Source organism: Pseudomonas tohonis (assembly GCF_012767755.2).
Taxonomy (GTDB): domain Bacteria; phylum Pseudomonadota; class Gammaproteobacteria; order Pseudomonadales; family Pseudomonadaceae; genus Metapseudomonas; species Metapseudomonas tohonis.
In genome coordinates this window covers 1157152-1177067 of record NZ_AP023189.1, presented here as the reverse complement: position 1 = coordinate 1177067, position 19916 = coordinate 1157152, and the positions used below count along the sequence as shown (strand labels likewise).

The window sequence follows — 19916 nt, the reverse complement described above, 5'->3', positions numbered from 1 at the left end:
GCCGTCAGCTACGACACTCAAGGCCTCGACGAAGACAAGGATCGGCAGATGCGCTGGCAACGGGCGAGACGCAGCGACAACGTGGTGGATGCGCGCGGCAGCGGCGGCGGCATGCGCCTGGGCGGTGGCAAGAGCATCGGGCTCGGCGGCATCGCCCTGGTCGTGGTGATCGGCATGCTGATGGGCGAGGACCCGCTGACCATCCTCGGCCAGATCGTCGGCCAGGGCGGGCTGTCCACCGCCCCCCCGCACAGCGGTGCACCGCCGGGCGACGACCAGGAAGCGGAGTTCGTCCGCGCCGTGCTCGGCGACACCGAGGACACCTGGCAGGCGATCTTCCAGCAGGGCGGCCGCCAGTATCAGGACCCGAAGCTGGTGCTGTTCAACGGTGGCGTGCAGTCGGCCTGCGGCTTCGCCTCCTCGGCGGTCGGCCCCTTCTACTGCCCCGGCGACCGCCAGGTGTACCTGGACCTCGACTTCTTCCGCGAGATGGCCCAGCGCTTCTCCGCCGCCGGCGACTTCGCCCAGGCCTACGTGATCGCCCACGAGGTCGGCCACCACGTGCAGACCCTGCTCGGCGTCTCGGCCAAGGTGAACGCCGCGCGCCAGCGGGGCGAGAAGGTGGAAGGCGCGGACGGCCTGCTGGTGCGCCAGGAGCTCCAGGCCGACTGCCTGGCCGGCGTCTGGGCCTTCCACGCCCAGCAGCGCCTCGACTGGCTGGAGCCCGGCGACCTCGAAGAAGCCCTCAATGCCGCCAACGCCATCGGCGACGACCGCCTGCAGAAGCAGGCACGCGGCCAGGTGGTACCCGACTCCTTCACCCACGGCACCTCGGCGCAGCGGGTGAAATGGTTCCGCACAGGCTTCGAGCGCGGCGACATCAACCGCTGCGACACCTTCACCGCGCGCAACCTGTAACAGCGTGCGAAACCCATGCGGTCACCGCACGACGCCCGCTACCGCGCCAACAGCAGCAACTGCGCGCAGTCCTCGGCATACCAGTCGGTGAGCTCCGGCCAGGGGTTCTCCGGCAGATTGACCAGCACCGTGGCGGTCCCGGCGGCGCGCCCGCAATCGAGGTCGAAGCGGTAGTCGCCGACCATCACCATCTCGCTCGCCGCCACGCGCCAGCGCGCGGCCAGGTGCTGCAGCCCACCCGGGTGCGGCTTGGGTGGCGCCTCGTCGCGGCCGAGGATGTCGGCCGGGGCGAAGCAATCTTCCACGCCGATGGCCTGCAGCGTCAGCAGCGCCAGCTCGCGGGCGTTGCGGGTGAGGATGCCGAGGCGCACACCGCGCGCGTGCAGCTCGCGCACCAGCTCGACGGCGCCGGCCGCCGGGCGGGCGTTCACCGCCAGTTCGCGCTCGTGCTCCAGCAGCCAGGCGTGCTTGGCGCGGGCCTCCTCGGCGGGCAGCGCGGCAAGGTGATGGAGGATGTCGTCCTCCGGCGGGATCGCCAGCTCGCGGCGGATCGCGGCGAAATCGTGGACGGCGACGGTGAGGGTGCCGTCCATGTCGAAAACCCAGTGGCGGAACTGCGCCAGGCCCATGTCTCTACTCCGGAGGGTTCGGGAACAGCGCGCAAGGGTACACCGTCCCCGCCCGTCAGTAGTTGATGATCAGGGTCACGTTGTCGATGTAGGTGCCCACCGGCACGTTGGCCTGCGTGGGGTCGACGGTCACCTGGAAGTTCACCGTCTGCTGCAGTCCCGTGCCCTTCTGCGACAGGTTCTGCGTGGTGTTCCACACGGTCGTCGTATTGGGGAAGTAGATGTTGTAGCCCAGGCGGTTGGCCCCGCTGGCCATGCGTCGCCAGGGCGCCTGGTAGTTCTGGCCGTTGTCGAAGCTGACCAGGTAGCCCTCGTCGCTGGTGCAGGTCAGGGTGATGGCGCGGGTCACCGAGGTGAACTGGCTGACCAGCGCCTGGCTGCCCAGGTCGACGTTCTGGTAGCTGTTCAGGGCGCAGGCCTTGGTGACCACCAGGGTCACGGTGCTGGTGGCGGTCACCCCCGTCCCCCAGTTGGTCGGCGCGCCGCACAGGCCCGCCGGGCAGTTCTGGGTGACGCCCGGGCTGCGTTGCCAGCTGCACAGGTTCAGCGCGCCGGATTCGCAGATCGCGTAGCGCCAGGTGAACACCACCGATGTGGTGTAGGTGCCGGCGGGCACGTTGGCGGCCTGGGCCTGGAAGTACAGGTTGATGCCCGTGGTGGCGTTGGTCAGCAGCGCCAGCACCGCGAGGCTGCTCAGCTGCACCGTCGAGCCCGGGGTGATCTCGGTGCCGCCGTTGCTGACGAACACCTTCAGCGGGATGCTGTTGCCATTGCCGTCGCTGAGCACCGGCGCGGCGGACTGCAGGGTGACCTGCACGTAGTTGGCCGCCAGCAGGGCGAGGAACGACCCGCAGGTCAGCCCCGCACCGCCCAGGTTGCCCTGCGCGGAAGCGTTGAGGGTGAAGGAACTCACGCTGCCCAGGCTCACCGCTGGGTTGACCGTGGTGCACACCGCCCAGGCGCGGCCCGCCCCCAGCCAGAGCGCCAGCAGCAACAGGAAGGGGACGATCGTGCGCTTCGCATCCATGGCTCGGTCCTCGTTCGGACGGATCAGCGGCAGGTCAGCGGGCCGACCTGCGACAGCTCCTCGTCCAGCGTCTTCAGTTCCACCGTCACCGCGCACCGGCTGCCATCGGGCAGCTCCACGCGCAGCGCGTTGCGTTGTTCCAGCCCCTCGAAATACACCAGCCCGTCCCAGCCCACGTAGGCCTCCAGGTCACGCCCCTCGACCCGCGCCAGGCTGCCGCGCGGCAGCACCTCGCCGCGCACGTCGATGAGCAGGATGCTGGCCGCCACCACCCGCTCCATGGGGAACTCCAGCAGCGCGCCGCTGCCCTGGTGCACGGCGATCTCCTGGGCGACCTCGGCGATGCGCACGTTGCCCGGCAGCCCCAGCGGGTCGATCTCGTAGTTGGCGCGGTAATAGGACGGCACCCAGGGCACCAGCAGGTGGCCACGGCTGTCGGTGCGGCCCAGCAGCTGGTGCTCGAAGTTCACCGGCACGTCGGCGTAGCCCGAGGTGCTGACCAGGACGAAGGCGTCGTTGATGCGGTTGCTGGGGAACACCCCGCCGTCCATCCACACCAGCGAGCCGCTGACATCGCCCCACTGGGTGCGCTCGCCGTCGTTGTCGTACAGGCCCACCTGCAGCTGGGTGTAGGGCGTGCGCCAGGTCAGGTCGGCCTGCTTGTAGCTGCCACCGCCGGCGGCGTAGCTGAGGTTGTAGCCGACGCCCCCCTGGCTGGGCGCGGTGCGCCCGTAGTTGACGCGCTCGCGGTACTTGCCGCCGGTGTCGCGCTCCACGCTGGCGCTGAAGGTGGAGAGCATGTCGAACGGCATGATCAGCTGCACCAGGGCCGAGTAGCCCGAGGTGCCCAGCTCGCGGTTCATCGACACGTACAGGCTGCTGTTGGCCCACAGGCTGCGCGACCAGGACAGGTTGAGCACGCGGGTGCGCTCGCCGCTGCGGGTCTCGCTGGAGAAGTAGCCCACCCCCAGGCTGCCGACCTCCTCGGGGCTCACCGAGAAGGTCACCTGGTCGGTGCGCCGCGCCAGGCCCAGCTCCTCGCGCCCCAGCTCCAGGGCGCTGACCTGGCTGACGTCGACGAAGCCCGAGCTGCGCTGCACGCGCTGGAAGGCGAAGCCGAACCACGGCGAGTAGTAGCTGTAGCCGAGGCTGGCCTGGCGGCCGCGCAGGCCGTCGTAGGCGCTCTCGGAAACCGAGGTGCCGAAGGTGCCCCAGTTGCCCAGCCCGAAGGTGCCGCCGAGCCCGCCCAGGCGCAGCGCCTCGCCCAGCTCGGCGTGGGTCTCCAGGGTGAAGGCGTCGCTGATGCCGTAGCGGAAGGTGCCGGTGCCCACGCTGCTGCCGTAGGAGAAGCTCTCCAGCCCGTAGTCCTCGCGCAGCTTCCCCGCCCCCAGGGAATAGTCGTAGAGGCCCTTCTGCAGCAGCGTGTTGGTCACGTAGAAGGGCACGTCGGTGGAGACCTGCCGGCCGAGGGCATCGGTGGTGACCACCGTGGCGGTGCCCGCACCGCTGATGTACGGCACGTTGCTGACGGTGAAGGGCCCGGGCTGCAGGTTGTCGCTGCTGACCCGCGCATTGTTGATGAACAGGTCCACCGTGCTCGGCACCGCGGCGTCGCCGCTGAAGCGTGGCAGCGGGTAGGTGACCAGGTCCGGGCGCAGGGCGAAGTTGCGCGAGACCTGCACGCCACCGACCCGCACCGCGCTGTTCCAGGTCAGCGCGCCGGTGACCAGGTCGCCCACCTGCACGCTGCGCAGGCTGTCCTGGTCGTTGAAGGTCCACAGCGTGTCGTAGCGCACGTAGCCGTCGCCCTCGCCTTCGCTGTCACCGAAGCTCCTGCGGTACACGCCGGTGTTGCCCAGGGTGCCGAAGCCGCCGAACAGGCGCTGCTCCAGCCAGGTGTTGGCGTAGCGCTGCCCGGCATCGCTGTCGGTGTAGTAGAGGTCGTAGTTGAACAGCGCCCCGAAGTCGGCGCGGGCCGGCGTGCGTGCATACACGCTGGTGTCACCCACCTCCTGGCGCGGCAGCCACTCGCTGGGCAGCGTCAGCTTCAGGCGTTGCAGCTCCTGGTCGTACTCGCTGCCCAGGCCCTCGATGGCATCCAGCGCCTGCGGCCCGCTGGCGCCCTCGGGCAGGCGCACGCCGACGCCGCGCAGGTCCTCGGCATCGACGAAATAGCGCCCATCGCGGACGGTCACCGGCACCACCTTGTCGGTGGCCATCTCGTTCACCAGCAGCTCCAGGTAGAGGCTGTATTCCCCGGGCACCGCGCCGGGGTCGGTCGCCGTGGGCCCGGCCGGAGTGGCGGCAGGCGCGGCGTCGTCCGGAGGCGGGGTCGGCTCGGCCGCCCAGGGGGCGCCACCGAGCAGCACGGCGAAGACGAGCCCGCACCACGGGCACCTGGCCCGCGTGCTGGTGTTGCGCCCACTCCCCCCATTGCGCGCCATCCCTCGACGACCGGCCTGCGGCGGATCACTGCAACGGGATCGGCTGGGGCTCGGCCTGTTCGTTGATCCGCGCCTCCAGCACGAACTGGCCGCCGGGCACCGTGTCCGGCAGTTGCCAGCGCATCTGCGCGCCGGGCAGCACGTAGCCCAGCAGGCCGTCGGCGATCAGCGTGCGGGCGCTCCCCTGGCGCACCGAGACCCTGGACAGCCGCGCATGGGCCGCCCCCTGGTTGCTCAGGAACAGGTAGTGCCGGCCACCTTCCTGGCGCACCTGGTAGCTGAGTTTCGGCTGCAGCACCTGCACGCCCTCCCGGGGCTTGGCCCCCGGGACCGGCGCCGGCGCCACGCCCGTGCCGAAGACGAACAGCGGCACCGAATAGCGCATCTGGAACTTGACCCCCAGCTGCGGATCGGCCACCGCGCCGGGCTGCAGCATCTCGTCCACCAGCACCCGGTAGGCCTGCTCGGTGCCGGCCGGCGCAGGCTGGGTGGCGATCAGGCGGATCATCTGCCGCTTGCCCGGCGCGATGGTCACCACCGGCGGGCTGCCGATCACGCTGCGCTGCGCATCGAGCCGGTCGTCGAAATCGCCCTGGCGCCAGGCCATCACCCGCACCTGCAGGCCCACCGGCTGCTGGCCGCGGTTCTCCAGCCACAGCGCGGCGGCCTTCTGCTCGGCCTCGATGGTCGGGTTGATCGGCCAGATCAGCACCGAGCTGGCCGCATCGGCATCGCTTGCCGCCGTCAGGGCGAGTCCCAGCAGGACGGCGCGGGCGCCGGTGCGCAGGCCATGTCCATGGGCGGTTCGCTGCATGGGTATTCCCCCTTCAATAGCTGACGGTGACCGTCACCGTGTCGTTGTAGATGCCGGCGCTGGGCATGCTGCCCACGGCGAACAGCCGCGCGTAGATCGGGTAGGACTGGGCGCCGCTGGTGGCGCTGTAGTTCACGCTCAGGGCCGTGGCGCCGTTGCTGCCGTCGCCCCACACCGCGCTGTAGCCGGCGTCCTTGTACAGCTGGTAGCGCAGGGTCTCGGCGCCCTTGATCATGTAGCGCCCGCCGCTGACGCTGGCGGTGTTGAGCCCGGCATTGATGGCGATGGTCAGCGCCGTGCCGGGCGTGCATTGCAGCTGGATCGAACCATTGCCCACGGTGCTCACGCGGGTCACGTCGCTGGGCAGGGTGCTGACCTGGCCGAAGTTGATGCTGCCGTAGGTGGTCACGTCGCTGCCGCCGCTGCCCAGCACGCAGCCGGCGGTGACCGCGGCCTTGATCTCGAACAGCTGGGTGATCTGCAACTCGTTGGTGCCCGTGTCCGCGAGGCACGGCAGGCACGGCAGCAGCGCCAGGCAGGCGAACGCCGGCAGGCGCCCCATCACCAGCTCACCGTGACGGTGACCGTGTCGGTGTAGGTGCCCGACAGCGGCGTCGCCTGCACCGGCACGCGGCCGTACACCGGCAGCAACTGGTCCTGCCCGTTGCCGGTCCCGGTGACGCCGATGCTGTTGTCCCAGACGGTCGCGTAGGTGGCGGAGGTGTAGAGGTTGTAGCTGACCTGGGCGGCGGAGGGCCCGGTCATGCGCCGGGCGTTGACGTTGCCACTGCCGCCGGCGCTGATCAGCACGCGATAAGGGGTGCTGGTCAGGCAGTTGACCCGCAGCGCACCGGCCCCTGCCGTGCCGACCACGGTGACCTGCGCGGCGAGGTTGAAGTGGGTGCCGAAATCCAGGGTGCCGAACTGGCCGAGGGTCGCGGGGACGGTGCTTCCGGCACTGCAGGCCGGCAACACTTCGGCGGTGATCCCTACGGTGGCGCTCTTGCTGGCGGCATGGATCGACGGGCTGGCCGCCGTCGAAACCATCAGCACCAGCCATATCCACTTGCTGTCGCGACGGCAGACCATGGCGGTTCCTGGTGGTGATTTCTACTTCCGTGTCGCAATGATCATCGGCGACGGAGCCTCGGCCCCGGTGCGCCCGCTACCAGGTGATGGTCACCTGGACGGTATCGGTATAGGTGCCGGTGGCGGGTGTCGTCTGCGGCGGCACGCGGCCGTAGACGACCAGTTCCTGGTTGGCGCCGGTGCCGGTGCCGGCCAGGGCCGTGCCGCCGTTGCTGCCGTTGCCCCAGAGCGTCGTGCGCGCCGCCTCCTTGTAGAGGTTGTAGGCGATCACGTCGGTGGCGCCGGCGCTCATGTTGCGCTGGTTGCCGGTGGCGTGCAGGCCCGAATCCAGGGCCACCGAATAGTTGGTGCCGGTGTTGCAGGTGACCCCGAACGAACTGCCCGCCGAGGAGCCCACGGACTGCGCCTCGATGATGCTGTTCAGGCTGGGATAGGTGCCGAAGGCGATGCTGCCGAACGTGTTCGCGCTGCCGTTGTTGCTGCCGTTGTTCACGGTGCAGCCGGCGCCGATGACGAGTTGTATACCCAACTGCCCCTGGACCGTCCCCGCGGCCTCCAGAGACGACGACAGAGGCAGAAGCACCAGGGACGAAATCAAAAACTGAGCGCGGTTCATTTATGAAAACTCCTACAACACCCAAGACTCCATGAGTACTTGTGTACCAATGAAAGGGACCGTAGTAGAAATTCTGCGCCGTTCAAAAACCCGGATATGCCAGCTGTCCGTCACACCCTGCCATCATCCTGGCGCCAATCACACAAGCCGCTGAATGCCATGGATTTTCTGCGTTTTGTAAGAAATACGCCCAATTGAATAATGGCGATTTTCTTACGAAATAAAGAGCAAATTGCCAGTACGGATCTTTATGCCCGGCGTCCTGTGAAAGCCTTCTGGAAATTTCGATTGGCGATAAGTCGCTTCATCGTTTCCTACAGCCTGTTTGCCAGGCCTCTGCGGATTGCCTATCGGGCTGAGGGAATTCCTACAGGGCAACTGCATTGCCGTCCTACAAAACCTCTGAGTAGCTTCTCGCCCCGTCGTGGCCTTGGTCATGACCGGGAGTGAGACCCCGATCTCCAACTGGATAAAAATCGCCATAGCAGAAAGACGGACCTCCGGGCTCCGGCTTCCTGGCCGTCTATGGCGGACCGTACAGGACGGGCGTCTGCCCCTCCGGTTTGTCTAGTTGCCGGTGTCTCAAGCCTTGTACGGTCCGCCACCCTCATGCCGGTGGCGGCTCCTCTTCCAGAAAGGAGTCCTGGGATATGAGAGCCATCCAGTCGCAACACCCCGTCATCCACCACACCGCCCGCCCGGAGGTGCGCCATGACTGACTACCGCACCGCCACCCGCTTCATCCGCTTCCGCCGCCCCCTCCACGTCGTGCTGATCGACGGCCTGCCCTGGTTCTGCTGCCGCGACCTCGCCCGCCTCACCAACAGCCGCCTCGACATGCGCATCACCGCCAAGCTGGACGCCGACCAGTGGCGCCAGGAAACCCTGCTTCACGAGGCCGGGCAGTTCACCGACGAGCTGCTGGTGAACGAAAGCGGCCTGCACGCCCTGCTGCTGGTCAACTTCTACCACCCGGAAAACAGCAGCCTGCGCCAGTGGATAACCCAGGAAGTGCTCCCCGCCCTGCGCGACGACCAGCGCGCGCCCGACACCCAGCCACGCCGCCACCTGCTGAAATGGCAGGGCCACCACCAGCTCAACCTCATGGAGTGGCAGGGCCAGTGGTGGATTCGCTACGACGACATGCCCCGGGTGCTCGGCCAGGGCGAAGCGTTGAAGCAGCAGTTGCCCTGAGGCTGGCCCTGGGGATACCCGGGGTGCATGCCGGAAACACCGTTCGGTGGATGAGAAGAGCGTCATCCACCCTACGCAGGCCCGGCCGCCGTGGGGCACGTGGGCATTCCAGGCGTAGGGTGGACATCGCTTTTCATGTCCACCAGCGAAGTCGAGTACGGGTCGACCAGGGTGCGTGCCGGAAACACCGATCGGTGGATGAAAAGAGCGTCATCCACCCTACGCGAGCCCGGCCGCCGTGGGGCACCGGGGCATTCCAGGCGTAGGGTGGACATCGCTTTTTATGTCCACCAGCGGAGTCGGGCGCTACGCCATGGCCCACCCGGCGGAGCACTCCGCGAGCAGAGCTCGCTCCTACGGGTCGGCGCGCGGGGTCATTTCCAGTCTTCGCGCACCCGCGTCAGCCCTTCCTGGGCCACCGAGGCCACCAGCTGGCCGGCGCGGTTGAAGATGCTGCCGCGCGAGAAGCCGCGGGCATTGCCGGACCAGGGGCTGTCCATGGAATACAGCAGCCAGTCGTCCGCGCGCAGGTCACGGTGGAACCACAGCGAATGGTCGAGGCTGGCCACCTGCATGAACTTCTGCCACACCGAAACCCCGTGGGGCAGCATCGAGGTGGTCAGCAGGCCGAAGTCCGAGGCATAGGCCAGCACATACTTGTGGATGGCGCGGATGTCCGGGAGGTTGCCGTCGGCGCGGAACCAGACGTGCTTCACCGGCTCGCCCGGCTTCGGGTCGTAGGGGTTGTTGGCGGTGACCGGGCGGATCTCGATCGGCTTGTCGCAGAGGAATTTGTCGCGCATGCGCTCGGAGATCAGGTGGGCGTTCTGCCGGGTGATCTCCAGCTCCGAAGGCAGGTTCTCCGGGCCGGGCACCTCGGGCATGGTGATCTGGTGCTCGAAGCCGCCCTCGTCGGACTGGAACGACGCGCTGCAGGTGAAGATCGGCTGGCCCTTCTGGATCGCCGTCACCCGCCGGGTGCTGAAGCTGCCGCCATCGCGCACCCGGTCAACGGTGTAGACCACCGGCAGGCCGGCATCGCCCGGGCGCAGGAAGTAGCCGTGCAGGGAGTGCACGTGGCGCTCGTCCTCCACCGTCTGGCTGGCCGCCGAGAGCGACTGGCCGAGCACCTGGCCACCGAACAGCTGGCGGAAGCCCAGGTCCTGGCTGACGCCACGGAAGAGGTTCTCCTCGATGGATTCGAGGCTCAGCAAGGCGACCAGATCGTCCAGCACCTGGGTCATGGCGGTTATCTCCTCTGCAAGGCGGCTGCCCCGTTCAGGGTCGGGGTCGAGTTCATTCAGGATAGGCCGGTGCCGTCGTCAGGCGCTCGTCCCGGCGGGCGCGGCCAGGGGTGGAATGGTAAAGATTTTGCCAGCGGCTGTCGGCAGCTCATGCACCGCTTCGTCGAAATGGCAGCCGATGCGGGGCATCGCCCTCCCGCTCGCCGGGCGATGCCTGGCGTGCGTGGCAGGCGCGGAGCCCGTCGCTCATGGCCGCTGCAGCCAGTCCTGGCGGTGGATGCGGTAGAGAATGTGCTGGCGCAGCGGGTGGCCGACCGCAACCTTCGGGTGCTCGAAATCACCGGCCTCGTCACGGGTCATGCCGATGCGCTCCATCACCGCGCTGGAGTTCCTGTTGGCGGGCACGGTGAAGGCCACGACCTGGGCCAGTTGCAGGGTGTCGAAGGCGCAGGCCAGGGCCGCGCGGGCGGCCTCGCTGGCGTAGCCCTGGCCCCAGTGCGCGCGGGCCAGGCGCCAGCCGATCTCGGTGGCCGGGGTGAAGGGCGCCTCGAAACCGACCTTGCCCAGCCCGGTGAAGCCGATGAACTCGCCGTTGTCCCGGCGCTCCAGGGCCCAGAGGCCGAAGCCGTGCTCGGCGGCGTGGTCACGCGCGCGCTGGATCAGCGCGGCGGCCTCCTCGCGGCTCAGGGTGCCGGGGAAGTAGCGCATCACCTCGGGGTCGGCGCAGAGCGCGGCGAAGGGATCGAGGTCGTCGTCGCGCCAGGCGCGCAACAGCAGGCGTGGGGTCTGCAGTTCGATGGGCATTGCCGGTTCCTCCCAAGGGTGGCGGTGCTTACGAGATGGACAGCCGCCGCGTTACTCTCTGCGACCCGGCCGACGAAAAAACAGCTCCGCATTATGCCTTTGCCGCTGGTCTACCACGACGACTACAGCCCGCCCTTCCCCGACGGGCACCGCTTCCCCATGGAGAAGTTCCGCCTGCTGCGCGACCACCTGGTGGCCAGCGGCCTGACCCGTGACGACCAGCTGCGGCGCCCCGAGCTGTGCCCGCCGGAGGTGCTCGCCCTCGCCCACTGCCCCGACTACATCGCCCGCTACCAGCAAGGCGAACTCTCCCGCGAGGACCAGCGTCGCCTCGGCCTGCCCTGGAGCGAGGCCCTGGCCCGACGCACCGTGCGCGCGGTGGGCGGCTCCCTGCTGGCCGCCGAGCTCGCCCTGGAGCACGGCCTCGCCTGCCACCTGGCCGGCGGCACCCACCACGCCCACTACGACTTCCCGGCGGGCTTCTGCATCTTCAACGACCTGGCGGTGATCAGCCGCTACCTGCTGGCGGCCGGCCGGATCGGGCGCGTGCTGATCTTCGACTGCGACGTGCACCAGGGCGACGGCACGGCGCGCATCCTCGCCGACACGCCCGACGCCATCACCGTCTCCCTGCACTGCGAGAAGAACTTCCCCGCACGCAAGGCCGAGAGCGACTGGGACATCCCCCTGCCGATGGGCATGGGCGATGGGGACTACCTCAAGGTGGTGGACGACGCCCTGAACTACCTGCTGCCGCTCTACCAGCCCGACCTCGTGCTCTACGACGCCGGCGTCGACGTGCACAAGGACGACGCCCTGGGCTACCTGCAACTCACCGATGCCGGCGTCGCCGCCCGCGACGAAGCCGTGATGCGCCACTGCCTGGGCCGCGACATCCCCGTGGTCGGCCTGATCGGCGGCGGCTACAGCAAGGACCGCGCCGCCCTCGCCCGCCGCCACGGCATCCTCCACCACAGCGCCGCCCGCGTCTGGCAAAGCGAAGGCCTGGCGTAGGTGAGGCACAGGGTGGGCGTAGGGTGGGCCGGGCGGCGTTCCGCTTCAGCCCACCGAGTACACCTAACCCACAACTCCTCCCATACATTCCCTCATCCCTTCCCAAACACCCCACAGCCCCCAATCCACGCCGCCTTAACAGAATCATGGCCACCTGCTAGCAGTCGTTTCGAGGCACTGCTAGAGTCGCCGCTTTCCCTCCACAAGGATGTCCCCATGGAAGTCCATGCCTACCAGGCGCCCAACGCCAATCTCGAAGTCGAAAGCGTGTTCTGCCGCAATTGCGGTTCCTCCATCACCCCGACCGCACAGGCCTGCCCGCGCTGCGGCGCCGACCAGAACCTGAACCCCAGAAACAAGATCGTCGCGGGCTTTCTCGCGCTGTTCCTCGGCGGCCTCGGCTTCCACCGTTTCTACCTGGGCCAGTGGTGGGGGCTGTTCTACCTGCTGTTCATCGGCACCGGCATTCCCAGCCTGGTCTCGCTGATCGAGGCCATCGTGTTCTTCTGCACCAGTGACCAGAAGTGGAACGCCAAGTACGGCCGCACCAAGGGCAGCGCCTGGGTGGCCGGCCTCATCGGCGGCATCGCGCTGATCTTCGTGATCGGCATGCTCGCCTCCATCGCCATCCCCGCCTACCAGGAATACGTGAAACGGGCCAAGGCCCGCGCCGAACTGCAGCACCAGCAACAGCCGCAAGCCGAGCCGCAACTGCGCCAGCAGCAGTGAGCCCGCCGGGCGCCGCCCCGCGCGGCGCCCATGCCCCCCCGGCGAGGCCTGCGCTAGAATGCGCGCCAGCCCAACCTCGCCAAGCCCGCCATGACCCAGAACCCCTCCCGCGTCGCCATCATCGGCGGCGGCCCCGCCGGCCTCATGGCCGCCGAAACCCTGGCGCTCGCCGGCGTGCGGGTCGACCTCTACGACGCCATGCCCTCGGTGGGCCGCAAGTTCCTCCTGGCCGGTGTCGGCGGGATGAACATCACCCACTCCGAGCCCAGCGCGGCCTTCCTCTCCCGCTATGCCGAGCGCCGCGACGCTGTCGCCGCACTGCTGCACGGCTTCGGTGCCGAGGAGCTGCGCGCGTGGATCCACGGCCTGGGCATCGACACCTTCGTCGGCACCTCCGGGCGCGTGTTCCCCACCGACATGAAGGCCGCGCCGCTGCTGCGCGCCTGGCTCAAGCGCCTGCGCGAGGCGGGCGTGGCCATCCACACCCGTCATCGCTGGCTGGGCTGGGACGCGCAGGGCCACCTGCGCATCGCCACGCCGGAAGGCGAGCGCAGCATCGAGGCCCGCGCCACCCTGCTCGCCCTGGGCGGCGGCAGCTGGGCGCGCCTGGGCTCGGACGGCACCTGGGTGCCGTTGCTGGAAGGGCGTGGCGTGGCCATCGCCCCCTTGCAGCCGGCCAACTGCGGCTTCGAGGTGGACGCCTGGAGCCCGCTGCTCAGGGAAAAATTCGCCGGCGCGCCGCTGAAGACCGTGGCCCTGCGCCTGGACGACGAGCCGCCCCGGCCGGGCGAGTTCGTGCTCACCGCCGGCGGCGTCGAGGGCAGCCTGGTCTACGCGCTCTCCGCCCGCATCCGCCAGCGCATCGCCCGCGACGGCAGCGCCACGGTGCACCTGGACCTCTTGCCCAACCACCCGCCGGAGAAGGTCATCAAGGCCCTGGCCAAGCCACGCGGCGCGCGCTCCATGGCCAGGCACCTGCACGGCCAGCTGGGTATCGACGGGGTCAAGGCCGGCCTGTTGCGCGAGCTCACCCCCGCCGAGGTGTTCACCGACCCGGAACGCCTGGCCGCTGCGATCAAGGCGCTGCCCATCACCCTGGTGCGCCCGCGCCCGCTGGACGAGGCCATCAGCTCCGCTGGCGGCGTGCCCTTCGAGGCGCTCGACGAAAACCTCATGCTCAAGGCCCTGCCCGGCCTGTTCTGCGCCGGCGAGATGCTCGACTGGGAAGCCCCCACCGGGGGCTACCTGCTCACCGCCTGCTTCGCCAGCGGCCGCCGCGCCGGGCTCGGCATGCTGGCGTGGCTGGCCGCCGCAGGCCGCTGATTCAGGCCGGCAGCGGCTGGGCCATGCCGCGCTCGGCGGCGCTCTGCTCGCGCAGGGTTTCGAGAAAGCGCTGCAGCACCGCCGAGTCGTCGCCCGCGCGGTAGATGGCGTACAGCGGCACCTCCGGCAACGGCGGCTGCAGGCGGCGGAACACCACCCCCGCTGGCGCCAGCTGCTCCAGCGACGCCGGCAGCAGCGCCACCCCGAACCCCGCCTGGACCAGCCCGAGCAGCGTCTGCACCTCGATCACCTGCTGGCGGATCAGCGGGCTGAAGCCCACCTGCACGCAGCACTGCACGAGGAAGTTGGCGAAGCTCGACTGGTTCAGCTCCAGGGTGACGAAGAATTCGCCGGCCAGGTCGACCGGCGCCAGGGACGCCTGCTGGGCCAGCGGGTGCTCCGCCGGCAGCACGGCGCGCAGGGGTTCGTAGAGCAGCAGTTCGTTGCGCAGGCCGGGGTCGTCATGGCCGACGCGGAACACGCAGACATCGATGCGGTGCTCCTTCAGCGCCATCAGCTGCGCCGCCGGGGTCATCTCGTGCAGGCGCCAGCGCACGTCCGGGTAGTGGACGCGGAAGCGGTTCAGCGCCCGGGGCAGCACGCCGACCATCACCGAGCTGATCATGCCGATCTCCAGCTCGCCCAACTGGCCGCGCGCGGTCTGGCGGGTGAGGTCGAGCGCCCGGTTGAGCTGCTCGAACACCAGCGGCACCTGCTGCTTGAGGGTGCGGCCGGCCTCGGTGAGTTCCACCCGATGGTGGCTGCGCTCGAACAGGCGCGTGCCCAGGGCCTCTTCCAGCAGGCGTATCTGCTGGCTCAGGGGTGGTTGCGACATGTGCAGCCGGGTGGCCGCACGGCCGAAGTGCAGTTCATCGGCGAGCACCGAGAAGTAACGCAGCAGTCGTAAGTCCATGCGGCCTCCGCAGCCCGTTCAGATCACCCCGTTCAACCCAGCCCATCCAGCGCCAGCGGCGTGTCCCGCAGGCGCTTGCCGGTGAGCCGGAACACCGCGTTGGCGATGGCCGGCGCCACCGCCGGGCTGGCCAGTTCGCCGACACCGCCGGGCTGGTCCCGCGCGCCTTCGAGCACCTGGATGTCCAGCGCCGGCATGTCCGACATGCGCGCCACCCGGTAGTCGTGGAAGTTGCTCTGCAGCACCTGGCCCTGGCGGATGTCGAGGCGGTCGAACAGCGCGTGGCCGAGCCCCCACATCAGCCCGCCCTGGAGCTGCTCCTCGACCCCGCCGGGCGAGACCGCCAGCCCGCAATCCACCACGCAGGTGAGGCGTTCCACGCGCACGCCGCCATCGCGCCGGGCCACCTGGGCGATCACCGCGATGAAGCTGCCGTAGCCCTGGTTGGTGGCGATGCCCAGGGCCGAGTCCGGGCCGGGCGCGGTGCCCCAGCCGGCACGTCTGGCCGCGCTGCGCAGCACCTCCACATGGCGCGGACGTTCCTGCATGTGCGCCAGGCGGAAGTCCAGCGGGTCGCGGCCGGCGGCCTGGGCCAGCTCGTCCATGAAGCTCTCCACCGCGAAGACGTTGGGGATGAAGCTCACCGAGCGGTACCAGCCGCTGGGGATGCCGCTCTCGTGGCGCAGCCAGGCCAGGTCCAGGTGCGGCGCGCGGTAGGCGAAGTCGAACGCGCTGATGGCTTCGGTGGTGCTGTAGTCCATGCGGTCCGGGCGCTCGAAGTAGCCCGGCTCCCACATCTCCGGCGAGGCCGGCGCCACCGCGCGCAGCCGCAGCGCCTGCAGGCCGCCCTTGCCGTCCAGCGCGCCCTCCAGGCGGTGCAGGGTGGCCGGGTGGCCGTACAGCGCGCGCATCTCGTCCTCGCGGCTGTTCATCAGCTTCACCGGCACCTTGGCCTGGGCGGCCAGGTAGGCCACCTCGAACAGCCAGTACTTGGCCTCCCGCGCGCCGAAGCTGCCGCCGGAAACCATCTCGTCGATGTGCACCTTTTCGGGCGGCAGGCCGCAGACCACTTCGGCCGCCTCCATGGCGAAGGACGGCACCTGCACGCCGCCCTTGAAGGTGATCCCGCCAGCATCCAGCCAGGCGATGATGCACACCGGCTCCAGCGGGTTCTGCATCTTGCCGGGCATGCGGTAGTCGGCCCTGACCACCCGCCCGGCGCCTTGCAACGCGGCGCCGGCATCGCCGGCCTGCAACGTCGGCACCGGCTTGGCGGCGGCGTCTTCCAGGGCCTTGGCCTGGACCTCGGCCAGCTGCGCGCTGTCGAAATCCACGGCGCCGCCCTGCCACTCCACCACCAGCGCGGCACGCCCCTGCCTGGCGGCCCAGTAGTCGTCGGCGAGCACCGCCACGCCTTCCTGGTTGCCGCCGAGCACCTTGTCCTGCGCGGGGATGCGGATGACCCGGTGCACGCCGGGCACCTTCAGCGCCGCCGCATCGTCGATGCGCGCCACCCGGCCGTTGACCACCGGGCTGCGCTGCACCACCGCCACCCACATGCCCGGCACGCGGGCATCGATGCCGTACTCGAAGCGCCCGCTGACCTTGTCCGCCGCATGCCGCTTGTGGCGCAGCTTGCCGATGTACCTGAACTGCTCCGGGTCCTTGAGCTTCACCGCCCTGGGCGCCGGCAGCTGCGCGGCGGCGTCGGCCAGCTCGCCATACCCCGCGCTGCGCCCGCTGGCGCCGTGCAGCACCTGGCCGCCGCCGGTGCTGCAATCACCCGGCGCCACGCCCCAGCGCAGCGCCGCGGCCTCGACCAGCAGGGTGCGCGCGGTGGCGCCGGCCTCGCGCAGGCGCCCGTATTCCAGGGCGACGCTGGTGCTGCCGCCCGTGGAAAACACCTTCCACAGCGGGTGCCGGTAGGCCTCGAAGAAGGGGTTCTCGGGGGTGATGACCTCGACCGCCAGCGGGTCCAGGTCCAGCTCCTCGGCGACGCAGGCGGCCAGCGCCGTGTGGGTACCGGTGCCGGAATCGTGCTTGTGCACCACGATCCTCACCGTGCCGTCGGCCAGCACCCGCACCCAGGCGTTGGGCTCGAAGGGCGCCGTGGCCCCGGCGGCGCTGCCCAGCTCGCGCCCGGCCTGGGCACCGCCCAGGTGGAAGCCGATGGCCAGGCCCGAGGCCAGGGTCGCCGAATGCTTGAGGAAGGTGCGCCGCGCCAGCGGCCGGGCCAGGCTCATGACGCCTCCCCGCGCTCGGCGGCGACGCGCTTGATGGCCTTGGCGATGCGTGGGTAGGTGCCGCAGCGGCAGATGTTGCCGGCCATGGCCGAGCGGATGGCGTCGTCGTCGATGGCCGTGCCGGAGGCCAGCAGCGCCGCCGCCGACATCAGCTGGCCGGACTGGCAGTAGCCGCACTGCGGCACGTCCTCGGCGATCCAGGCGAGCTGCAGCGGATGGTCGCCTTCGGCGGAAAGCCCTTCGATGGTGGTGATCGCATGCCCCGCCGCAGAGGCCAGGGGGAACTGGCAGGAGCGGATCGGCGTGCCGTCCAGGTGCACCGTGCAGGCGCCGCAAAAGCCTGCGCCGCAGCCGAACTTGGTGCCGGTCAGGTACAGGCGGTCGCGCAGTACCCAGAGCAACGGCGTGGACGCCAGCGTTTCTTCCAACTGATGGCGCGTGCCATTCACCACGATCTCGATCATGCCGGGGCGCTCCTTGAACTGAGGCGAGAATTCGCGTGTAGTCGTGCCGCCCCATAGTGGGTACGACCGGTTGCGCCAGCCAGCGACGATTTCCGCCAACCCGTGTAAGCAGGACTAACAGCCATGTACAAGCGATACCCGTCGCTGCAGTCGATGAGCGCGTTCCTCCAGGCGGCCCGCACCGGCAGCTTCTCCCAGGCCGCCCGCGACCTGGACCTCAGCCACAGTGCCGTGAGCCAGCAGATCCGCACGCTGGAGGAGTTCGTCGGGCAGCCGCTGTTCCTCCGCGAGAAGGGCCGCAGCAGCCTCACCGACGCCGGCCAGCTGTTCGCCGGGATGCTCGCCGACGGCCTGATGCAGATCGACAAGGCGCTGTCCTCGGTGAGCAACCGCGAGCTGCCCCGGCGCATGACCCTGGATGTCGACGCCGAGCTGGCGCAGAGCTGGCTGAACGCCCGGTTGCCGGCGCTGCTGGCGCTGTTCCCCGGCCGCGAGATCCTCTTCCTCTCCATGCCGCGCCTGGAGCGCCAGGCGTTCGAGCGCGTCGACCTCAGCCTGCGCTACGGCTACGGCGAGTGGCAGGACTGCGAGTTCGCCCCCCTCTGCGACGACCGCGTCACCCCGGTCGCCTCCCCGGCGCTGCTGCGTCGCCACGGCCTGGTCGCGCCCATCGAGCCGGCCGAGGTGCTGAAACTGCCGCTGCTGGGCTACTCGCGCCGGTCGTGGATTCCCTGGCTGGACGCCGCCGGGCTGGAACCGATGGAGCCCCAGGCGACCATGGTCTTCGACAACGTCGCCAACCTGCTGGCCGCCGCCGAGGCCGGCACCGGCGTGGGGCTTGTGCGCGGCCTGCTCTCCGCCGACGCCCTGCGCGAAGGCCGCCTGGTGCGCCTGACCCGCACCAGCATTCCCGCGCACTACAACCTCTACGCCCTCTGGCCCCACGGCGGCGCCGAGAAGGTCGCGCCCATGGTCGATGCGATCCGCGAGATGGCGGCGCAGACGTTCGGGGCGATCGGGTGAGCACCTGGAAGCCCGATCGCGAATGAATTCGCTCCCACAGGAAAAGCGGCAACACACAGGTAGAGACATGACCGCTGTGTAGGGTGGAGGTCGCTTTTTACCTCCACCGGGCGGAGTCGGACCGGGTACGCCTTCATGCCTGAGGCTCCGCATTGATGGGTTTCGTACCTCGCGGAACGCCGCCCGCCCCATCCAACGAAGGTCCGTTGGCGAATGAATTCGCGCCCACTGCGGGCGGTGGCGCTGTGGATAACCCCTTGCAAATCATCCCCTTGCGGCGCCGATATCCAGCGCATATCAACCCAGCGGCCAAATAGTATTGGTCGCGCTCCGAGGCCCCTCCCGATACTGCGGACCAAGCGACAGCTCAGGTCCTGTGCGCCCTGCAAGAGGCGCGGGAAGGTGCCGCGAGGCACCTAGCAATGGCCATTGCACAGGTCGATCTGTTGCGAACCGGAAGGTCTTCCTTCCCCGCACTATCAGGAGATCGAACTGTGATCATCGATATCAGTTGCTACCCCACCGACCTCGTGGATCTCGCCTGGAGGCATGACGGTGACCCCTTCACCGGCGAGCGCCTGCTGGAGATGATGGATGGCCCCTACCTGGTCAACGGCAAGCCGCGCCGCATCGACAAGGCCTTCATCCAGCCGCCCCAGGGCAACACCATCTACACCTGGACCGACGGCGAGCTGTCGGGCCGCGAATCCATCGACGCCTACATGGCCTACACCCTGAAGATGGTCCAGACCTACCCGGACCGCTTCATCGGCTGCTTCGTCTACAACCCGCGCTGCGGCGTGCAGAACGGCGTCGAGGCCATCGAGCGCTACGTCACCGAGCACGGCTTCAAGATGGTCCAGATGCAGGCCAACATGCATGCCTACCGCCCGGACCGCGCCCTGGACTGGGTCCGCCCGGCCTTCGAGAAATGCGCCGAGCTGGGCGTGCCGGTGAAGCTGCACACCGGCGACGGTCCCTACAGCATCCCCTCCGAGTGGGTGCCGATGATCAAGGAGTTCCCCAACGTCGACTTCATCATGGCGCACTTCGGCGTGCAGACCGGTGGCGTCTACGTGTTCGAGCCCATGCAGTGGGCCATGGAACTGCCCAACGTCTATTGCGAGTCCGGCTGGTGCCTGCAATCGCGCATCGTCGAGTTCGCCAAGGTGCTGCCGACCCACAAGATCCTCTTCGGCACCGACACTCCGCCGAACGAGCCGGGCATGTGGCTGCGCCTCCTGGAGGTGCTTTGCATGGAGCCGCCCCAGGGGCTGGACCTGGACGAGGACACCCTCGAGGACTACCTCGGCAACAACACCGCCCGGATGATCGGCCTGGAGCCGACCCCGCCGCCGCGCAGCCTCGCCGAGGCCGAGGCGCTGCTGAAGAGCCCCGTCACCACGCAACTGGCCAGGAGCTGACGCG

At 69.2% G+C, this 19916-nt stretch carries 19 protein-coding genes; 7 read left to right on the top strand and 12 right to left on the bottom strand.

Going from position 1 to position 19916, the window contains the following annotated elements; translation table 11 throughout:
* Positions 1-48: 48 nt before the first annotated feature.
* Positions 49-918: a KPN_02809 family neutral zinc metallopeptidase gene (gene ypfJ, locus HSX14_RS05470; protein ID WP_173173519.1), complete on the top strand. Its 870-nt coding sequence runs from the start codon at positions 49-51 to the stop codon at positions 916-918.
* A gap of 38 nt (positions 919-956) precedes the next feature.
* Here ypfJ and HSX14_RS05465 read toward each other — a convergent pair whose 3' ends face one another.
* The 7 genes from HSX14_RS05465 to HSX14_RS05435 all read right to left on the bottom strand — a co-directional run bounded on the left by HSX14_RS05465 (position 957) and on the right by HSX14_RS05435 (position 7537).
* The gene (locus tag HSX14_RS05465; protein ID WP_173173521.1) at positions 957-1547 is read right to left on the bottom strand and encodes an HAD family hydrolase; all 591 of its coding nucleotides are present in this window, start codon (positions 1545-1547) and stop codon (positions 957-959) included.
* Positions 1548-1602: 55 nt separating this feature from the next.
* Positions 1603-2574 (bottom strand): Csu type fimbrial protein, encoded by a 972-nt coding sequence (locus tag HSX14_RS05460; RefSeq protein WP_173173523.1) that lies wholly within the window; start codon positions 2572-2574, stop codon positions 1603-1605.
* Positions 2575-2597: 23 nt separating this feature from the next.
* Entirely contained in the window at positions 2598-5018 is a 2421-nt protein-coding gene (locus HSX14_RS05455; protein WP_173173525.1) for a fimbria/pilus outer membrane usher protein, read from the bottom strand.
* A 25-nt stretch (positions 5019-5043) separates the two neighbouring features.
* Positions 5044-5805 carry a fimbrial biogenesis chaperone gene (locus HSX14_RS05450; RefSeq protein WP_373874681.1) on the bottom strand — a complete coding sequence of 254 codons (762 nt, stop codon included), beginning with the start codon at positions 5803-5805 and terminating at the stop codon, positions 5044-5046.
* A gap of 40 nt (positions 5806-5845) precedes the next feature.
* Positions 5846-6394, bottom strand: a complete 549-nt coding sequence (locus HSX14_RS05445; protein WP_173173529.1) for a Csu type fimbrial protein — start codon at positions 6392-6394, stop codon at positions 5846-5848.
* Positions 6394-6921: a Csu type fimbrial protein gene (locus HSX14_RS05440; RefSeq protein WP_173173531.1), complete on the bottom strand. Its 528-nt coding sequence runs from the start codon at positions 6919-6921 to the stop codon at positions 6394-6396. Before HSX14_RS05440 ends, HSX14_RS05445 begins: the two co-directional genes overlap by 1 nt.
* 76 nt (positions 6922-6997) lie before the next feature.
* Positions 6998-7537, bottom strand: a complete 540-nt coding sequence (locus tag HSX14_RS05435) for a Csu type fimbrial protein (protein ID WP_173173533.1) — start codon at positions 7535-7537, stop codon at positions 6998-7000.
* Between the two features lie 711 nt (positions 7538-8248).
* On the opposite strand from HSX14_RS05435, the gene HSX14_RS05430 reads away from it, so the two are divergent.
* Positions 8249-8731 carry a BRO-N domain-containing protein gene (locus HSX14_RS05430; protein WP_173173535.1) on the top strand — a complete coding sequence of 161 codons (483 nt, stop codon included), beginning with the start codon at positions 8249-8251 and terminating at the stop codon, positions 8729-8731.
* A 374-nt stretch (positions 8732-9105) separates the two neighbouring features.
* Here the strand turns inward: HSX14_RS05430 and tesB are convergent, their stop codons facing one another.
* Positions 9106-9975 (bottom strand): acyl-CoA thioesterase II, encoded by an 870-nt coding sequence (gene tesB, locus HSX14_RS05425; RefSeq protein WP_173173537.1) that lies wholly within the window; start codon positions 9973-9975, stop codon positions 9106-9108.
* Positions 9976-10221: 246 nt separating this feature from the next.
* Positions 10222-10779 carry a GNAT family N-acetyltransferase gene (locus HSX14_RS05420; protein ID WP_173173539.1) on the bottom strand — a complete coding sequence of 186 codons (558 nt, stop codon included), beginning with the start codon at positions 10777-10779 and terminating at the stop codon, positions 10222-10224.
* 93 nt (positions 10780-10872) lie between these two features.
* Here HSX14_RS05420 and HSX14_RS05415 point away from each other — a divergent pair, with 93 nt between their 5' ends.
* The 3 genes from HSX14_RS05415 to HSX14_RS05405 all read left to right on the top strand — a co-directional run bounded on the left by HSX14_RS05415 (position 10873) and on the right by HSX14_RS05405 (position 13845).
* The gene (locus tag HSX14_RS05415; RefSeq protein ID WP_173173541.1) at positions 10873-11793 is read left to right on the top strand and encodes a histone deacetylase family protein; all 921 of its coding nucleotides are present in this window, start codon (positions 10873-10875) and stop codon (positions 11791-11793) included.
* Between the two features lie 216 nt (positions 11794-12009).
* Positions 12010-12522: an NINE protein gene (locus HSX14_RS31015; RefSeq protein WP_081711579.1), complete on the top strand. Its 513-nt coding sequence runs from the start codon at positions 12010-12012 to the stop codon at positions 12520-12522.
* A gap of 90 nt (positions 12523-12612) precedes the next feature.
* A complete protein-coding gene (locus tag HSX14_RS05405) occupies positions 12613-13845 on the top strand; it encodes a TIGR03862 family flavoprotein (RefSeq protein WP_173173543.1) in 1233 nt (410 codons plus the stop codon).
* 1 nt (position 13846) lies between these two features.
* Here HSX14_RS05405 and HSX14_RS05400 read toward each other — a convergent pair whose 3' ends face one another.
* The 3 genes from HSX14_RS05400 to HSX14_RS05390 are packed head-to-tail and all read right to left on the bottom strand — an operon-like array spanning position 13847 to position 17465.
* A complete protein-coding gene (locus HSX14_RS05400; RefSeq protein WP_043245042.1) occupies positions 13847-14758 on the bottom strand; it encodes a LysR substrate-binding domain-containing protein in 912 nt (303 codons plus the stop codon).
* Positions 14759-14790: 32 nt separating this feature from the next.
* Positions 14791-17001: a xanthine dehydrogenase family protein molybdopterin-binding subunit gene (locus HSX14_RS05395; protein ID WP_173173545.1), complete on the bottom strand. Its 2211-nt coding sequence runs from the start codon at positions 16999-17001 to the stop codon at positions 14791-14793.
* On the bottom strand, positions 16998-17465 hold the full coding sequence (locus HSX14_RS05390; RefSeq protein ID WP_173173547.1) for a (2Fe-2S)-binding protein: 468 nt from the start codon (positions 17463-17465) through the stop codon (positions 16998-17000). The genes HSX14_RS05395 and HSX14_RS05390 overlap by 4 nt, the downstream gene beginning before the upstream one ends.
* A 123-nt stretch (positions 17466-17588) precedes the next feature.
* Here HSX14_RS05390 and HSX14_RS05385 point away from each other — a divergent pair, with 123 nt between their 5' ends.
* Both HSX14_RS05385 and HSX14_RS05380 read left to right on the top strand, forming a co-directional pair.
* On the top strand, positions 17589-18488 hold the full coding sequence (locus HSX14_RS05385; RefSeq protein WP_173173549.1) for a LysR substrate-binding domain-containing protein: 900 nt from the start codon (positions 17589-17591) through the stop codon (positions 18486-18488).
* Positions 18489-18982: 494 nt separating this feature from the next.
* Positions 18983-19912, top strand: a complete 930-nt coding sequence (locus tag HSX14_RS05380) for an amidohydrolase family protein (protein WP_021217540.1) — start codon at positions 18983-18985, stop codon at positions 19910-19912.
* Positions 19913-19916 lie beyond the last annotated feature (4 nt).

Bases quoted from the DNA above. Each gene is read 5' to 3' on its own strand.
- ypfJ (WP_173173519.1), top strand. From the start codon at position 49: ATGCGCTGGCAACGGGCGAGACGCAGCGACAACGTGGTGGATGCGCGC.
- HSX14_RS05465 (WP_173173521.1), bottom strand. From the start codon at position 1,547: ATGGGCCTGGCGCAGTTCCGCCACTGGGTTTTCGACATGGACGGCACC.
- HSX14_RS05460 (WP_173173523.1), bottom strand. From the start codon at position 2,574: ATGGATGCGAAGCGCACGATCGTCCCCTTCCTGTTGCTGCTGGCGCTC.
- HSX14_RS05455 (WP_173173525.1), bottom strand. From the start codon at position 5,018: ATGGCGCGCAATGGGGGGAGTGGGCGCAACACCAGCACGCGGGCCAGG.
- HSX14_RS05445 (WP_173173529.1), bottom strand. From the start codon at position 6,394: ATGGGGCGCCTGCCGGCGTTCGCCTGCCTGGCGCTGCTGCCGTGCCTG.
- HSX14_RS05440 (WP_173173531.1), bottom strand. From the start codon at position 6,921: ATGGTCTGCCGTCGCGACAGCAAGTGGATATGGCTGGTGCTGATGGTT.
- HSX14_RS05435 (WP_173173533.1), bottom strand. From the start codon at position 7,537: ATGAACCGCGCTCAGTTTTTGATTTCGTCCCTGGTGCTTCTGCCTCTG.
- HSX14_RS05430 (WP_173173535.1), top strand. From the start codon at position 8,249: ATGACTGACTACCGCACCGCCACCCGCTTCATCCGCTTCCGCCGCCCC.
- tesB (WP_173173537.1), bottom strand. From the start codon at position 9,975: ATGACCCAGGTGCTGGACGATCTGGTCGCCTTGCTGAGCCTCGAATCC.
- HSX14_RS05420 (WP_173173539.1), bottom strand. From the start codon at position 10,779: ATGCCCATCGAACTGCAGACCCCACGCCTGCTGTTGCGCGCCTGGCGC.
- HSX14_RS05415 (WP_173173541.1), top strand. From the start codon at position 10,873: ATGCCTTTGCCGCTGGTCTACCACGACGACTACAGCCCGCCCTTCCCC.
- HSX14_RS31015 (WP_081711579.1), top strand. From the start codon at position 12,010: ATGGAAGTCCATGCCTACCAGGCGCCCAACGCCAATCTCGAAGTCGAA.
- HSX14_RS05405 (WP_173173543.1), top strand. From the start codon at position 12,613: ATGACCCAGAACCCCTCCCGCGTCGCCATCATCGGCGGCGGCCCCGCC.
- HSX14_RS05400 (WP_043245042.1), bottom strand. From the start codon at position 14,758: ATGGACTTACGACTGCTGCGTTACTTCTCGGTGCTCGCCGATGAACTG.
- HSX14_RS05395 (WP_173173545.1), bottom strand. From the start codon at position 17,001: ATGAGCCTGGCCCGGCCGCTGGCGCGGCGCACCTTCCTCAAGCATTCG.
- HSX14_RS05390 (WP_173173547.1), bottom strand. From the start codon at position 17,465: ATGATCGAGATCGTGGTGAATGGCACGCGCCATCAGTTGGAAGAAACG.
- HSX14_RS05385 (WP_173173549.1), top strand. From the start codon at position 17,589: ATGTACAAGCGATACCCGTCGCTGCAGTCGATGAGCGCGTTCCTCCAG.